The 15,644-nt window shown below is 57.9% G+C and carries 12 protein-coding genes and 1 tRNA gene; all 13 read left to right on the top strand.

Annotation, left to right across the window (positions count from 1 at the left end):
* The first annotated feature begins 81 nt into the window (after positions 1 to 81).
* A tRNA-Trp gene (locus tag ACF8SD_RS03145) sits at positions 82 to 157 on the top strand.
* Between the two features lie 44 nt (positions 158 to 201).
* Positions 202 to 570, top strand: coding sequence for a preprotein translocase subunit SecE (gene secE, locus ACF8SD_RS03140; protein ID WP_009681243.1), 369 nt, complete (start codon positions 202 to 204; stop codon positions 568 to 570).
* 9 nt (positions 571 to 579) lie between these two features.
* A complete protein-coding gene (nusG, locus tag ACF8SD_RS03135; protein WP_003255501.1) occupies positions 580 to 1,113 on the top strand; it encodes a transcription termination/antitermination protein NusG in 534 nt (177 codons plus the stop codon).
* 119 nt (positions 1,114 to 1,232) lie between these two features.
* Positions 1,233 to 1,664: a 50S ribosomal protein L11 gene (gene rplK, locus ACF8SD_RS03130; protein WP_003255500.1), complete on the top strand. Its 432-nt coding sequence runs from the start codon at positions 1,233 to 1,235 to the stop codon at positions 1,662 to 1,664.
* Positions 1,664 to 2,359 carry a 50S ribosomal protein L1 gene (gene rplA / locus ACF8SD_RS03125; protein WP_009681244.1) on the top strand — a complete coding sequence of 232 codons (696 nt, stop codon included), beginning with the start codon at positions 1,664 to 1,666 and terminating at the stop codon, positions 2,357 to 2,359. The genes rplK and rplA overlap by 1 nt, the downstream gene beginning before the upstream one ends.
* A 197-nt stretch (positions 2,360 to 2,556) precedes the next feature.
* Entirely contained in the window at positions 2,557 to 3,057 is a 501-nt protein-coding gene (gene rplJ, locus ACF8SD_RS03120) for a 50S ribosomal protein L10 (protein WP_009681245.1), read from the top strand.
* Between the two features lie 77 nt (positions 3,058 to 3,134).
* A complete protein-coding gene (rplL, locus tag ACF8SD_RS03115) occupies positions 3,135 to 3,500 on the top strand; it encodes a 50S ribosomal protein L7/L12 (protein ID WP_003255496.1) in 366 nt (121 codons plus the stop codon).
* Between the two features lie 220 nt (positions 3,501 to 3,720).
* Entirely contained in the window at positions 3,721 to 7,794 is a 4,074-nt protein-coding gene (gene rpoB, locus ACF8SD_RS03110; protein ID WP_009681246.1) for a DNA-directed RNA polymerase subunit beta, read from the top strand.
* A gap of 64 nt (positions 7,795 to 7,858) precedes the next feature.
* Positions 7,859 to 12,058, top strand: a complete 4,200-nt coding sequence (gene rpoC / locus ACF8SD_RS03105) for a DNA-directed RNA polymerase subunit beta' (protein ID WP_014589475.1) — start codon at positions 7,859 to 7,861, stop codon at positions 12,056 to 12,058.
* Between the two features lie 211 nt (positions 12,059 to 12,269).
* Complete coding sequence (rpsL, locus tag ACF8SD_RS03100) at positions 12,270 to 12,641, top strand: 30S ribosomal protein S12 (RefSeq protein ID WP_003255492.1); 372 nt, start codon at positions 12,270 to 12,272, stop codon at positions 12,639 to 12,641.
* 106 nt (positions 12,642 to 12,747) lie between these two features.
* Positions 12,748 to 13,218 carry a 30S ribosomal protein S7 gene (gene rpsG, locus ACF8SD_RS03095; RefSeq protein ID WP_003246741.1) on the top strand — a complete coding sequence of 157 codons (471 nt, stop codon included), beginning with the start codon at positions 12,748 to 12,750 and terminating at the stop codon, positions 13,216 to 13,218.
* Between the two features lie 30 nt (positions 13,219 to 13,248).
* Entirely contained in the window at positions 13,249 to 15,396 is a 2,148-nt protein-coding gene (fusA, locus tag ACF8SD_RS03090) for an elongation factor G (RefSeq protein WP_392483786.1), read from the top strand.
* A gap of 27 nt (positions 15,397 to 15,423) precedes the next feature.
* Positions 15,424 to 15,644: GTP-binding protein (locus ACF8SD_RS03085; RefSeq protein ID WP_392483785.1), on the top strand; the 221-nt coding region annotated here is incomplete at its 3' end.

The raw sequence follows: 15,644 nt of genomic DNA, 5'->3' as shown, positions 1-15,644 counted from the left end.
GGCGTCGTAGCAAAAATTATTGAATAAGTAGTTGATTTATTTGATCAGGCCGGTATAATGGCCGGCCTGATACAGCGTTACAGGTCAGTAGCTCAATTGGCAGAGCGACGGTCTCCAAAACCGTAGGTTGGGGGTTCGATTCCCTCCTGACCTGCCATTTCACCTCGGTGTGATGGCTTTCTTCTTACAGGATCCTCCTCGATGACCCCCAAAACTGAAGCCCAAGAATCGCGTTTTGATCTGTTCAAGTGGCTGGCTGTAGTGGCTTTGGTGGTTGTTGGCGTAGTGGGTAACCAGTATTACTCCGCCTCCCCAATCCTGTATCGCGTTCTCGCACTTCTCGTCCTGGCTGCTGTCGCGGGCTTTGTAGCTCTGCAGACTGCGAAGGGCAAGTCGTTCTTTACGTTGGCGAAGGAAGCTCGTGCCGAGATTCGTAAAGTCGTGTGGCCGACCCGCCAGGAAACCACCCAAACCACGCTGATTGTCGTGGCTGTTGTGCTGGTTATGGCACTGCTGCTGTGGGGGCTCGACTCCCTGCTCGGCTGGGCGGTCTCCCTGATCGTTGGCTAAAGGTGTCCCGTGGCTAAGCGTTGGTATGTTGTGCATGCTTACTCGGGTTACGAGAAGCATGTAATGCGCTCCCTGATTGAGCGCGTCAAGCTGGCTGGCATGGAAGACGGTTTCGGCGAGATCTTGGTTCCGACCGAAGAAGTCGTCGAAATGCGTAACGGCCAGAAGCGCAAAAGTGAGCGCAAATTCTTCCCTGGCTATGTACTGGTCCAGATGGAGATGAACGAAGGGACTTGGCACTTGGTCAAGGACACCCCTCGTGTGATGGGCTTTATTGGCGGTACTGCAGACAAGCCTGCGCCGATCACTGATAAAGAAGCCGAGGCTATCCTGCGTCGCGTTGCCGACGGTAGCGACAAGCCGAAGCCGAAGACGCTGTTCGAGCCAGGTGAAGTGGTTCGTGTCATTGACGGTCCGTTCGCTGACTTCAATGGCAGTGTCGAAGAGGTTAACTACGAAAAGAGCCGCCTGCAGGTTGCAGTGCTCATTTTCGGTCGCTCTACTCCGGTGGAGCTCGAGTTCAGCCAGGTCGAAAAGGTCTAGGCGGACAAAGCATCCCATACCCCGCAGCCCTGTGTGCTGCGGGGTTTTGTCGTCACTGGGATAAAACGCAAGTCATCCGGGGAGCCATCAGGCGTTCGTACCCGATTTTGGAGTAGCTCATGGCTAAGAAGATTCAGGCTTACATCAAGCTGCAAGTTAAGGCCGGCCAGGCCAACCCAAGCCCACCCGTTGGTCCAGCACTGGGTCAACATGGTGTGAACATCATGGAATTCTGCAAGGCCTTCAACGCCCGTACCCAGGGTCAAGAAGCCGGCCTGCCGACTCCAGTGATCATCACTGTCTACAGCGACCGTAGCTTCACCTTCGAGACCAAGAGCACCCCTGCCTCGGTTCTGCTGAAGAAAGCTGCTGGCCTGACCAGTGGTTCGGCTCGCCCGAACACCGTTAAAGTCGGTACCGTTACCCGTGCTCAGCTGGAAGACATCGCGAAAGCCAAACAGGCTGACCTGACTGCCGCTGACCTGGACGCTGCTGTACGCACCATCGCTGGCTCTGCCCGCAGCATGGGCCTGAACGTGGAGGGTGTGTAATGGCTAAGCTGACCAAACGCCAAAAGGCAATCGCCGAGAAAATCGAAGCAGGCAAGGCCTACAACTTCGAAGAAGCGGCAACTCTGCTGGCCTCGCTGCCTGCTGCCAAGTTCGTCGAGTCCTACGACATCGCCGTAAACCTCGGTGTTGACCCGCGTAAATCCGACCAGGTCGTACGTAGCGCTACTGTGCTGCCGCACGGCACTGGCAAGACCGTTCGCGTTGCTGTTTTCACCCAGGGCCCAGCTGCTGAAGCTGCTCTGGCTGCAGGCGCTGACCGCGTCGGTATGGACGATCTGGCTGCCGAAATGAAAGGCGGCGACCTGAACTATGACGTCGTCATCGCATCGCCTGATGCCATGCGCGTTGTGGGTCAGCTGGGTCAGGTTCTGGGTCCTCGCGGCCTGATGCCTAACCCGAAAGTTGGTACCGTGACTCCAGACGTAGCCACTGCCGTGAAAAACGCCAAGGCTGGTCAGGTTCGCTACCGTACCGACAAGAACGGTATCATCCACACCTCCGTTGGCAAGGTCGGCTTTGAAGCTGGCAAGCTGAAGGAAAACGTTGAAGCCCTGATCGCTGACCTGAAGCGTATCAAGCCAGCTTCTTCGAAAGGTATCTACGTTAAGCGCGTTACCCTGAGCACCACCATGGGCCCAGGTCTGGTCATCGATCAGAGCTCGCTGAACGTGTAAGAACATGGTGGTGCGACATGTCGCGCCACCAGCAAAAATTGGGGTCCCTGCCTGGCGGGGGCTATCCAAGACCGTAGGCGGCGCAAGCCTTAAAAACCCAGCCCACGCAGATGGTGCTCCCGATTCGTTACCGAATCAGACACCAAAACGACATCAGGCTTCGGCCAGATGAAACGGTAAAAACCAGGAGTAAACCCGTGGCAATTAAACTCGAAGACAAGAAGGCCATCGTCGCTGAAGTCAACGAGGCTGCCAAAGTCGCTCTGTCCGCTGTCGTGGCTGATGCCCGTGGTGTGACTGTAGGCGCAATGACCGGACTCCGTAAAGAGGCCCGCGAAGCTGGCGTTTACGTACGTGTCGTACGTAACACCCTGCTCAAGCGCGCTGTTGAAGGCACCGAATTTTCGATCCTCAACGACGCGTTCAAAGGCCCGACCCTGATTGCTTTCTCTAACGAACACCCGGGCGCTGCCGCTCGTCTGTTCAAAGAGTTCGCCAAGGGTCAGGACAAGTTCGAGATCAAGGCAGCTGCGTTTGACGGCAATTTCATTGCAGCGAACCAGATCGACGTGTTGGCTACCCTGCCGACCCGCGACGAAGCTATTGCGAAACTGATGAGCGTTATTCAAGGCGCCACCAGCAAGCTGGCTCGTACTCTGGCAGCCATTCGCGACCAGAAAGAAGCTACCGCCGCCTAAGGCGTGCGAATTCTTTCAAAATCATACGTTTAATTTGATGGCTGCGTAGGCTGTCACCCCAATACAGGATTTAAGTCATGTCCCTGACTAACGAACAAATCATCGAAGCAATCGGCCAGAAAACCGTTCTGGAAGTTGTTGAGCTGATCAAAGCAATGGAAGAAACCTTCGGCGTTACCGCTGCTGTTGCCGCTGCTGGCCCAGCTGCTGCTGCTGCCGTTGTTGAAGAGCAGACCGAGTTCAACGTTGTTCTGGTTGAAGCCGGCGACAAGAAAGTGAACGTGATCAAAGCCGTTCGCGAGCTGACCGGTCTGGGCCTGAAAGAAGCCAAAGAGAAAGTCGATGGCGCTCCTCAGGTTGTAGCTGAAGGCGTTTCGAAAGAAGCCGCTGAAGACGCTAAGAAGAAGCTGGAAGAAGCAGGCGCTAAAGTCGAGCTGAAGTAATCTCGACCTTGCGATGCCAGCCTGAGCGTTGAGCAAAAGGCTGATGGCTGGTGGCTTATGCCACCGGCCTTTTTCCGTTATTGGTGGCCGGTCATGCCGGCCCCGATAACAAGCTGCAAGACACCCATGTGGGTGGCGCAAACCAAGGGGTTTGCACGATTTTCTGGCTGCTCCCGCCGGGAGAAGCCAAACAAGCAGGTGACCAAGCTGGGGAACGCTGATGGCTTACTCATACACTGAGAAAAAACGTATCCGCAAGGACTTTAGCAAGTTGCCGGACGTCATGGATGTGCCTTACCTCCTGGCCATCCAGCTGGATTCGTATCGCGAATTCCTGCAAGCGGGAGCATCCAAGGATAACTTCCGCGACGTCGGCCTGCACGCGGCCTTCAAATCGGTATTCCCGATCATCAGCTACTCCGGCAATGCTGCCTTGGAGTACGTAGGCTATCGCCTGGGCGAACCCGCCTTCGATGTGAAGGAATGTGTCCTGCGTGGTGTGACCTTCGCGGTACCACTGCGGGTCAAGGTGCGCCTGATCATCTTCGACAAGGAATCGTCGAACAAAGCGATCAAGGACATCAAAGAGCAAGAAGTCTACATGGGTGAAATCCCCCTGATGACTGAAAACGGTACCTTCGTAATCAACGGTACCGAGCGTGTGATCGTTTCCCAGCTGCACCGTTCGCCTGGTGTGTTCTTCGACCACGACCGTGGCAAGACCCACAGCTCCGGCAAGCTGCTGTACTCCGCTCGCATCATCCCTTACCGCGGCTCCTGGCTGGACTTCGAGTTCGACCCGAAGGACTGCGTGTTCGTACGTATCGACCGTCGCCGCAAACTGCCGGCCTCGGTGCTGCTGCGCGCCCTGGGCTACAGCACTGAAGAAGTGCTGAACACCTTCTACACCACCAACGTGTTCCACATTTCCGGCGAAAAACTCAGCCTGGAACTGGTGCCACAGCGTCTGCGTGGTGAAGTTGCTGTCATGGACATCCATGACGAAACCGGCAAAGTCATCGTCGAGCAAGGCCGCCGTATTACCGCGCGCCACATCAACCAGATCGAGAAAGCCGGCGTCAAGCAGCTGGACGTTCCTATGGAATACGTCCTGGGCCGTACCACCGCCAAGGCTATCGTGCATCCGGCTACCGGTGAGATCCTCGCCGAGTGCAACACCGAGATGACCACCGAGCTGCTGATCAAGGTCGCCAAGGCGCAGGTTGTCCGTATCGAGACCCTGTACACCAACGACATCGACTGCGGTCCGTTCATCTCCGACACGCTGAAGATCGACACCACCAGCAACCAGCTGGAAGCCCTGGTCGAAATCTACCGCATGATGCGTCCAGGCGAGCCGCCGACCAAGGATGCCGCCGAGACCCTGTTCAACAACCTGTTCTTCAGCGCCGAGCGTTACGACCTGTCCGCCGTTGGCCGCATGAAGTTCAACCGTCGTATCGGTCGTACCGAGATCGAAGGTTCGGGCGTGCTGAGCAAGGAAGATATCGTCGAGGTCCTGAAGACCCTGGTCGATATCCGTAATGGCAAAGGCATTGTCGACGACATCGACCACCTGGGTAACCGTCGCGTTCGTTGCGTCGGCGAGATGGCCGAGAACCAGTTCCGCGTTGGCCTGGTGCGTGTAGAGCGCGCGGTCAAGGAACGTCTGTCGATGGCGGAAAGCGAAGGCCTGATGCCGCAAGACCTGATCAACGCCAAGCCGGTCGCGGCGGCGGTGAAAGAGTTCTTCGGTTCCAGCCAGCTGTCCCAGTTCATGGACCAGAACAACCCGCTCTCCGAGATCACCCACAAGCGCCGCGTCTCTGCGCTCGGCCCTGGCGGTCTGACCCGTGAGCGTGCTGGTTTTGAAGTCCGTGACGTGCACCCGACCCACTACGGCCGTGTGTGCCCGATCGAGACCCCTGAAGGTCCGAACATCGGTCTGATCAACTCCCTGGCAGCCTATGCCCGCACCAACCAGTACGGCTTCCTGGAAAGCCCGTACCGCGTGGTGAAAGAAGGTGTGGTCAGCGACGACATCGTGTTCCTGTCGGCCATTGAAGAAGCCGATCACGTCATCGCCCAGGCTTCGGCCGCGATGAACGACAAGAAGCAGCTGATCGATGAGCTGGTAGCGGTCCGTCACCTGAACGAATTCACCGTCAAGGCGCCGGAAGACGTCACCCTGATGGACGTTTCGCCGAAGCAGGTTGTTTCCGTCGCTGCCTCGCTGATCCCGTTCCTCGAGCACGACGACGCCAACCGTGCACTGATGGGTTCGAACATGCAGCGTCAGGCTGTACCGACCCTGCGTGCCGACAAGCCGCTGGTAGGTACCGGCATGGAGCGCAACGTTGCCCGTGACTCCGGTGTCTGCGTGGTTGCTCGCCGCGGTGGTGTGATCGACTCGGTCGACGCCAGCCGTATCGTCGTTCGCGTCAATGACGATGAAGTCGAGACCGGTGAAGCCGGTGTGGACATCTACAACCTGACCAAGTACACCCGTTCCAACCAGAACACCTGCATCAACCAGCGTCCGCTGGTCAGCAAGGGTGACAAGGTTCAGCGCAGCGACATCATGGCCGACGGCCCGTCCACCGACATGGGTGAGCTGGCACTGGGTCAGAACATGCGTATCGCCTTCATGGCGTGGAACGGCTTCAACTTCGAAGACTCCATCTGCCTGTCCGAACGTGTGGTGCAGGAAGACCGCTTCACCACGATCCACATTCAGGAACTGACCTGTGTGGCGCGTGATACCAAGCTTGGCCCAGAGGAAATCACTGCGGACATCCCGAACGTGGGTGAAGCCGCACTGAACAAGCTGGACGAAGCCGGTATCGTCTACGTGGGTGCAGAAGTCGGCGCGGGTGACATCCTGGTCGGTAAAGTTACGCCAAAAGGCGAAACGCAGCTGACCCCGGAAGAAAAACTGCTGCGCGCCATCTTCGGCGAAAAAGCCAGCGACGTTAAGGACACTTCCCTGCGCGTGCCGACCGGCACCAAGGGTACTGTCATCGACGTACAGGTCTTCACCCGTGATGGCGTCGAGCGCGACAGCCGCGCCCTGGCCATCGAGAAGATGCAGCTGGACGAGATCCGCAAGGACCTCAACGAAGAGTTCCGCATCGTTGAAGGCGCAACCTTCGAGCGTCTGCGTTCTGCCCTGAACGGCCAGGTGGTCGACGGTGGCGCGGGCCTGAAGAAAGGCACCGTGATCTCCGACGAAGTACTGGACGGTCTGGAGCACGGCCAGTGGTTCAAGCTGCGCATGGCTGAAGATGCACTGAACGAGCAGCTGGAAAAGGCTCAGCAGTACATCGTTGACCGTCGCCGTCTGCTGGACGACAAGTTCGAAGACAAGAAGCGCAAGCTGCAGCAGGGCGATGACCTGGCGCCAGGCGTACTGAAGATCGTCAAGGTTTACCTGGCAATCCGCCGTCGCATCCAGCCGGGTGACAAGATGGCCGGCCGTCACGGTAACAAAGGTGTTGTCTCGGTTATCATGCCGGTTGAAGACATGCCGCACGACGCCAACGGTACTCCGGTCGACGTCGTACTGAACCCGCTGGGCGTACCTTCGCGTATGAACGTTGGTCAGATCCTTGAAACCCACCTGGGCCTTGCGGCCAAAGGCCTGGGCGAGAAGATCGACCGCATGCTCGAAGAGCAGCGCAAAGCCGCTGAGCTGCGTGTGTTCCTGACCGAGGTCTACAACGAGATCGGTGGTCGTCAGGAAAACCTCGACGAGTTTTCCGACGCCGAGATCCTGGCCCTGGCGCACAACCTGAAGAAAGGTGTGCCTATGGCTACTCCGGTCTTCGATGGTGCCAAGGAGCGCGAGATCAAGGCCATGCTGAAACTGGCAGACCTGCCAGAAAGCGGCCAGATGGTGCTGTTCGATGGCCGTACCGGCAACAAGTTCGAGCGTCCGGTGACCGTTGGTTACATGTACATGCTCAAGCTGAACCACTTGGTGGACGACAAGATGCACGCGCGTTCCACTGGTTCCTACAGCCTGGTTACCCAGCAGCCGCTGGGTGGTAAGGCGCAGTTCGGTGGTCAGCGTTTCGGGGAGATGGAAGTGTGGGCGCTGGAAGCATACGGCGCGGCATACACCCTGCAAGAAATGCTCACAGTGAAGTCGGACGACGTGAACGGCCGTACCAAGATGTACAAGAACATCGTGGATGGCGATCACCGTATGGAGCCGGGCATGCCCGAGTCCTTCAACGTGTTGATCAAAGAGATCCGTTCCCTCGGTATCGATATCGATCTGGAAACCGAATAACACGTGACGCGAAGGGGAGTGGGGCAGGTAATGCCCGCTCCCTGCTCCGCCAGGAGGAAAGGCCTTGAAAGACCTACTGAATTTGCTGAAAAACCAGGGTCAAGTCGAAGAGTTCGACGCCATCCGCATCGGTCTGGCGTCGCCTGAAATGATCCGTTCGTGGTCGTTCGGTGAAGTTAAGAAGCCGGAAACCATCAACTACCGTACGTTCAAGCCTGAGCGTGACGGCCTGTTCTGCGCCAAGATCTTTGGCCCAGTCAAGGACTACGAGTGCCTGTGCGGCAAGTACAAGCGCCTCAAGCACCGTGGCGTAATCTGCGAGAAGTGCGGCGTTGAAGTTGCCCTGGCCAAAGTCCGTCGTGAGCGCATGGCGCACATCGAGCTGGCCTCGCCGGTCGCCCACATCTGGTTCCTGAAGTCGCTGCCGTCCCGTATCGGCCTGCTGATGGACATGACCCTGCGTGACATCGAGCGCGTGCTCTACTTCGAGAGCTACGTCGTTATTGACCCGGGCATGACCACCCTGGAAAAGGGCCAGCTGCTGAACGACGAGCAGTACTTCGAAGCGCTGGAAGAGTTCGGTGACGACTTCGATGCCCGCATGGGTGCCGAGGCTGTCCGCGAGCTGCTGCACGCTATCGACCTGGAGCACGAGATCGGCCGCCTGCGCGAAGAAATTCCGCAGACCAACTCGGAAACCAAGATCAAGAAGCTGTCCAAGCGCCTGAAGCTGATGGAAGCTTTCCAGGGCTCGGGCAACCTGCCTGAGTGGATGGTGCTGACCGTTCTGCCAGTACTGCCGCCGGACCTGCGTCCGCTGGTACCACTGGATGGCGGTCGTTTCGCGACCTCCGACCTGAACGACCTGTATCGTCGGGTGATCAACCGTAACAACCGTCTGAAGCGCCTGCTGGATCTGTCGGCGCCGGACATCATCGTGCGCAACGAAAAGCGCATGCTGCAGGAGGCGGTCGACGCCCTGCTGGACAACGGCCGTCGCGGTCGCGCCATCACCGGCTCGAACAAGCGTCCGCTGAAGTCCCTGGCCGACATGATCAAAGGTAAGCAAGGTCGCTTCCGTCAGAACTTGCTCGGTAAGCGTGTGGACTACTCCGGCCGTTCGGTAATTACCGTAGGCCCGACCCTGCGTCTGCACCAGTGCGGTCTGCCGAAGAAGATGGCCCTCGAGCTGTTCAAGCCGTTCATTTTTGGCAAGCTGGAAATGCGTGGTCTGGCGACCACCATCAAGGCTGCCAAGAAGATGGTCGAGCGCGAGCTGCCAGAGGTATGGGACGTTCTCGCCGAGGTGATCCGCGAACACCCCGTACTGCTCAACCGTGCGCCAACCCTGCACCGTCTGGGTATCCAGGCCTTTGAACCGGTTCTGATCGAAGGTAAAGCCATCCAGCTGCACCCGCTGGTCTGCGCCGCGTACAACGCCGACTTCGACGGTGACCAGATGGCCGTTCACGTGCCGCTGACGCTGGAAGCCCAGCTGGAAGCGCGCGCGCTGATGATGTCGACCAACAACATCCTGTCGCCAGCCAACGGTGAGCCAATCATCGTTCCGTCGCAGGACGTTGTACTGGGTCTGTACTACATGACCCGTGAGGCCATCAATGCCAAGGGCGAAGGTCGCGTATTCGCTGATCTGCAGGAAGTCGACCGCGTATTCCGCGCCGGCGAAGCTGCCCTGCACGCGAAAATCAAGGTTCGTATCAACGAAACCGTGAAAGAGCGTGATGGCTCGGTGGTCAAGAACACCCGTATCGTCGACACCACCGTCGGCCGTGCGCTGCTGTTCCAGGTTGTACCGGCAGGCCTGCCGTACGATGTGGTCAACCAGCCAATGAAGAAAAAGGCGATCTCCAAGCTGATCAACCAGTGCTACCGCGTGGTTGGTCTGAAAGAGACCGTTATCTTCGCTGACCAGTTGATGTACACCGGTTTCGCCTACTCGACCATTTCCGGTGTTTCCATCGGTGTTAACGACTTCGTTATCCCGGACGAGAAAGCCCGCATCATCGGTAACGCTACCGATGAAGTGAAGGAAATCGAGAGCCAGTACGCCTCCGGCCTGGTAACCCAGGGCGAGAAGTACAACAAGGTCATCGACTTGTGGTCCAAGGCGAACGACGAAGTGTCCAAGGCGATGATGGCTAACCTCTCGAAAGAGAAGGTCATCGACCGCGAGGGCAAAGAAGTCGAGCAAGAGTCCTTCAACTCGATGTACATGATGGCTGACTCGGGTGCGCGGGGTTCCGCAGCCCAGATCCGTCAGCTGGCCGGTATGCGTGGCCTGATGGCCAAGCCGGACGGCTCGATCATCGAGACGCCGATCACCGCGAACTTCCGTGAAGGTCTGAGCGTACTCCAGTACTTCATCTCGACCCACGGTGCTCGTAAGGGTCTGGCGGATACCGCCTTGAAGACTGCGAACTCGGGTTACCTGACGCGTCGTCTGGTAGACGTTGCCCAGGATCTGGTAGTAACCGAGATCGACTGCGGCACCGACCAAGGCCTGGTGATGACCCCGCACATCGAAGGCGGCGACGTTGTAGAGCCGCTGGGCGAACGTGTACTGGGTCGTGTCATCGCCCGCGACGTGTTCAAGCCAGGCACCGAGGACGTCATCGTTCCGGCCGGTACCCTGGTCGACGAGCAGTGGGTCGAGTTCATCGAGCTGAACAGCATCGACGAAGTGATCGTGCGTTCGCCGATCAACTGCGAAACCCGCTACGGCATCTGCGCCAAGTGCTACGGTCGTGACCTGGCTCGCGGTCACCAGGTGAACATCGGTGAGGCTGTCGGCGTTATCGCTGCGCAGTCGATCGGTGAGCCAGGTACCCAGCTGACCATGCGTACGTTCCACATCGGTGGTGCTGCAAGCCGTACTTCGGCTGCCGACAGCGTCCAGGTGAAGAACGGCGGTATGGTGCGTCTGCACAACCTGAAGCAGGTCGAGCGTGCCGACGGCAACCTGGTTGCCGTATCGCGTTCCGGTGAGTTGGCCATTGCCGACGAATTCGGCCGTGAGCGTGAGCGCTACAAGCTGCCTTACGGTGCAGTGATTTCGGTCAAGGAAGGTGAAAAGGTCGAGGCTGGCGCCATCGTCGCCAAGTGGGACCCGCACACCCACCCGATCGTTACCGAGCTGAAAGGTACCGTGACCTTCGTGGGCATGGAAGAAAACATCACCATCAAGCGTCAGACCGATGAGCTGACCGGCTTGACCAACATTGAAGTGCTGGATGTCAAGGATCGCCCTGCCGCAGGCAAGGAAATCCGTCCGGCAATCAAGATGGTCGATGCCGCTGGCAAGGATCTGTACCTGCCAGGTACCGACGTACCTGCCCAGTACTTCCTGCCGGCTAACGCCCTCGTGGGTGTGGCTGACGGTGCCCAGATCGGTGTTGGTGACGTTATTGCGCGTATCCCGCAAGAAACGTCGAAGACCCGTGACATCACCGGTGGTCTACCACGCGTTGCCGACCTGTTCGAAGCGCGTCGTCCGAAAGAAGCCTCGATTCTGGCTGAAGTCAGCGGCACCATCGCATTCGGTAAAGAGACCAAGGGCAAGCGTCGCCTGGTGATCACGCCGACCGACGGTAGCGATCCGTACGAAGAGCTGATTCCGAAGTGGCGCCACCTGAACGTGTTCGAAGGTGAGCAGGTAAACCGCGGTGAAGTTATCTCCGACGGCCCGAGCGATCCGCACGACATCCTGCGTCTGCTGGGTGTCAGCGCGCTGGCGAAGTACATCGTCAACGAGATCCAGGACGTTTACCGTCTGCAAGGCGTGAAGATCAACGACAAGCACATCGAGACCATCCTGCGTCAGATGCTGCGCAAGGTCGAGATCTCCGAGTCGGGCGATTCCAGCTTCATCAAGGGCGACCAGATGGAACTGACCCAGGTACTGGTAGAGAACGAGCGTCTCGCCAGCGAGGACAAGTTCATCTCCAAGTTCACCCGTGTGCTGCTGGGTATCACCAAGGCCTCGCTGTCGACCGAGTCGTTCATCTCCGCGGCTTCCTTCCAGGAAACCACCCGCGTACTGACCGAAGCGGCGGTAACCGGCAAGCGTGACTACCTGCGCGGCCTGAAGGAGAACGTGGTCGTGGGTCGTTTGATCCCGGCCGGTACTGGTCTGGCTTACCACAGCGAGCGTAAGCGTCGCCGTGATGCCGACAAACCGTTGCGTGTCAGCGCCAGTGAGGTGGAAGCCGCACTGACCGAAGCGCTGAATTCCAGCGGTAACTAAGTCCAGGGCGGGGCCCCGGCTACCCTCGAACGGACATCGGCGACATGAAATGTTGCCGATGATCGGGCGAGGAGGGCCGGGGCCTTGTCTTGACTGGGTGCAAGATCCTCTTTAGACTTTTGTACCCTTAAATTTGGTGAGGCTCCGTCTCGCCAATTTTTGGCTTTCTTGCAAGACAATAGAGTCGCAAGACAATCAGTGGAGCTAGTAGATGGCAACTATCAACCAGCTGGTACGTCAGCCGCGTAAGCGTTCGGTCGAGAAGTCCGACGTTCCTGCGCTGCAGAACTGCCCGCAACGTCGTGGCGTGTGCACCCGTGTGTACACCACCACGCCGAAAAAACCTAACTCGGCACTGCGTAAAGTATGCCGTGTGCGTCTGACCAACGGTTTCGAGGTTTCCTCGTACATCGGTGGTGAAGGCCACAACCTGCAAGAGCACAGCGTCGTCCTGATCCGTGGCGGCCGTGTAAAAGACTTGCCAGGTGTTCGTTACCACACCGTTCGCGGCTCTCTGGATACTTCGGGCGTCAAAGGCCGTAACCAGGGTCGTTCGAAATACGGTACCAAGCGTCCGAAGTAATCGGCCGTTTGCAGACATCCATTTTTTTGAGTCGATAAGAGTAAGGTCGGGCAGGGGTCGAAGACCCGCGTCCCGGGCTAACCTGAAGACCGTTTGAGGGCTTATCATGCCAAGACGTCGTGTAGCAGCAAAACGTGAGATCCTTGACGATCCGAAGTACGGATCCCAGATCCTCGCCAAGTTCATGAACCACGTGATGGAAAGCGGCAAGAAGGCCGTAGCCGAGCGCATCGTTTACGGTGCCCTGGATACCGTCAAAGCACGCAAGAACAGCGACCCCCTGGAAATCTTCGAGAAAGCTCTCGACGCCATCGCTCCGCTGGTCGAAGTCAAGTCCCGCCGTGTAGGCGGTGCTACTTACCAGGTTCCGGTTGAAGTTCGTCCATCCCGTCGTAACGCTCTGGCAATGCGCTGGCTCGTAGACTACGCCCGCAAGCGCGGCGAGAAGTCGATGGCTCTGCGTCTGGCCGGCGAACTGCTGGATGCTGCCGAAGGCAAGGGTGCTGCAGTCAAGAAGCGTGAAGACGTGCACCGTATGGCTGAAGCCAACAAAGCGTTCTCGCACTACCGCTTCTAATTCAAGCATCAATCATTTTGCGAGGGCTTTATGGCTCGTACTACAGCAATTAACCGCTACCGTAACATCGGTATCTGTGCCCACGTTGACGCGGGCAAGACTACCACTACCGAGCGGATCCTGTTCTACACAGGTCTGAGCCACAAGATGGGCGAGGTGCATGACGGCGCCGCGACCACCGACTGGATGGTGCAGGAGCAGGAGCGCGGTATCACCATTACCTCCGCTGCCGTTACCACCTTCTGGAAAGGTTCCCGTGGTCAGTACGACAACTACCGCGTAAACGTCATCGATACCCCCGGCCACGTTGACTTCACCATTGAAGTAGAGCGTTCGCTGCGCGTACTCGACGGCGCGGTCGTTGTGTTCTGCGGTACCTCCGGCGTTGAGCCGCAGTCCGAAACCGTATGGCGTCAGGCCAACAAGTACGGCGTTCCACGTGTTGTCTACGTGAACAAGATGGACCGTGCCGGTGCCAACTTCCTGCGCGTTGTAGGTCAGATCAAGAACCGTCTGGGTCACACCCCGGTACCGGTCCAGCTGGCCATCGGTGCAGAAGATGACTTCCAGGGTCAGGTTGACCTGATCAAGATGAAAGCCATCTACTGGAACGACGACGACAAAGGCACCACTTATCGTGAGGAAGAGATTCCTGCCGATATGCTGGAACTGGCTGAAGAATGGCGCAACAACATGGTTGAAGCCGCCGCCGAAGCCAGCGAAGAGCTGATGAACAAGTACCTTGAAGAAGGTGAGCTGACCGTCGAAGAGATCAAGGCAGGCCTGCGTGCGCGCACCCTGGCCAGCGAGATCGTTCCGGCCGTCTGTGGCTCTTCGTTCAAGAACAAGGGCGTGCCCCTGGTTCTCGACGCTGTCATCGACTTCCTGCCTGCTCCGACCGAAATTCCTGCGATCAAGGGTATCCACCCTGATCTGGCCGAAGTGCCGAAGGATGAAGTCAAACCAGAGCAGTACGACGAGCGTCACGCTGACGACAACGAGCCGTTCTCGGCCCTGGCGTTCAAGATTGCCACCGACCCGTTCGTGGGTACTCTGACCTTCGTTCGCGTTTACTCGGGCTTCCTGTCCTCCGGTGACTCGGTCATCAACTCGGTCAAGGGCAAGAAAGAGCGCGTTGGTCGTATGGTGCAGATGCACGCCAACCAGCGTGAAGAAATCAAAGAAGTACGTGCAGGTGACATCGCTGCGCTGATCGGCATGAAGGACGTCACCACCGGTGACACCCTGTGCAACGCCGACAAGCCGATCATCCTTGAGCGTATGGACTTCCCAGAGCCTGTGATTTCGCTCTCCGTAGAGCCGAAAACCAAGGCTGACCAGGAGAAGATGGGTATCGCACTGGGCAAACTGGCCCAAGAAGACCCGTCGTTCCGCGTCAAGACCGATGAAGAAACCGGTCAGACCATCATCTCCGGTATGGGCGAGCTGCACCTGGACATCCTCGTTGACCGCATGAAGCGCGAATTCAACGTCGAGGCCAACATCGGCAAGCCGCAGGTTTCGTACCGCGAGAAGATCACCAAGTCCAACGTCGAGATCGAAGGCAAGTTCGTTCGTCAGTCGGGTGGTCGTGGTCAGTTCGGTCACTGCTGGATCCGTTTCTCGGAGCCAGATCAGGACGAGAAGGGCAACATCACCGAAGGTCTGGTGTTCGCCAACGAAGTCGTTGGTGGTGTGATTCCAAAGGAATACATCCCTGCGATCCAGAAGGGTATCGAAGAGCAGATGAAGAACGGCGTTGTTGCCGGCTATCCTCTGATCGGCCTCAAGGCCGCGGTATTCGATGGTTCGTACCACGATGTCGACTCCAACGAAATGGCGTTCAAGATCGCCGCTTCGATGGCGACCAAGCAGCTGGCCCAGAAAGGCGGCGGCGTGGTCCTCGAGCCGATCATGAAGGTCGAAGTTGTAACCCCGGAAGACTACCTGGGTGACGTGATGGGTGACCTGAACCGTCGTCGTGGTCTGGTCCAGGGTATGGATGAGTCGGTCTCTGGCCGTGTCGTCCGCGCTGAAGTTCCGCTCGGAGAGATGTTCGGTTACGCAACCGACGTTCGTTCCATGTCTCAGGGTCGCGCAAGCTACTCCATGGAATTCTCCAAATACGCCGAAGCTCCGTCGAACATCGTCGAAGCACTCGTTAAAAAACAAGGCTAATCCCCTTTAGGCAAGAGGTTCACTGTCGTGGCTAAAGAAAAATTTGATCGTTCCCTTCCCCACGTTAACGTCGGCACCATCGGCCACGTTGACCACGGTAAGACCACTCTGACCGCAGCTCTGACTCGCGTCTGCTCCGAAGTTTTCGGTTCGGCAGTCGTTGAGTTCGACAAGATCGACTCGGCTCCGGAAGAAAAAGCGCGCGGTATCACCATCAACACCGCGCACGTCGAGTACAACTCGAACAT

The sequence above is a fragment of the Pseudomonas sp. CJQ_9 genome (genome assembly GCF_043106615.1).
Taxonomy (GTDB): Bacteria; Pseudomonadota; Gammaproteobacteria; order Pseudomonadales; family Pseudomonadaceae; genus Aquipseudomonas; species Aquipseudomonas juntendi.
This window is presented reverse-complemented; position numbering and strand designations above follow the sequence as displayed.